Source organism: Ramlibacter sp. AN1133, from assembly GCF_037890035.1.
GTDB lineage: Bacteria > Pseudomonadota > Gammaproteobacteria > Burkholderiales > Burkholderiaceae_C > Ramlibacter.
Map to the genome: position 1 here is coordinate 1 of NZ_JBBKTQ010000059.1, position 586 is coordinate 586.

The window sequence follows — 586 nt, forward strand, 5'->3', positions numbered from 1 at the left end:
GCACGATTTGCCGCGACTCCCAGCGCTCGAAGATCCAGTTGAAGGCGTAGTTCCACGTGAGCGCAATCGAGGACAGGACCACGGCCAGCCCGAAGGTGGATGTTTGCGGCTCGTCGAAGGCAACGCTCAGCGCGGGCCCTACGAAGCCGATGGCCATCAACTCGTACAAGACGGCTTGGACAACGCGGCGGGTGATCGGTGACATGTGGGTGAAAAACGTGCGCAAGTGGTCCCGCCTCGCAGTAGCTGGCTGGTTCCTGCCGCAAGGAAGAGTACTGGTGTCGCCGTGCAGCTGCCGGGCCAAGCATGAGAAGCTCCCGGAGCGCATGGGAGGTTCCACCGCAACAGAACCCGATCGGCACGGAGGGGCGCTCCTTCAGGGATTCGGGCCGGTAGCCGCTCCCATCGACCCGGATCAGCTTGACGACGCGGTCAGGGTGGGTCTCCGCGAACGACGGGCGATCTTGCCCCCAGGTGAATTTGCCTATTGCTATGGCTTCGGCTGCGCCGACACCAGCACCGGCCGGTCGCGGTAAAGCTGTGGCAGCACCGCTTTCAGGTTGGCGATCTTGGGCAGGTCGAACGT

At 63.7% G+C, this 586-nt stretch carries 1 protein-coding gene; it reads right to left on the reverse strand.

The window, feature by feature from the left end:
* The coding region (locus WG923_RS30345; RefSeq protein ID WP_340354774.1) for a chlorhexidine efflux transporter at positions 1-328 on the reverse strand (328 nt) is incomplete at its 3' end.
* Between the last annotated feature and the right edge of the window lie 258 nt (positions 329-586).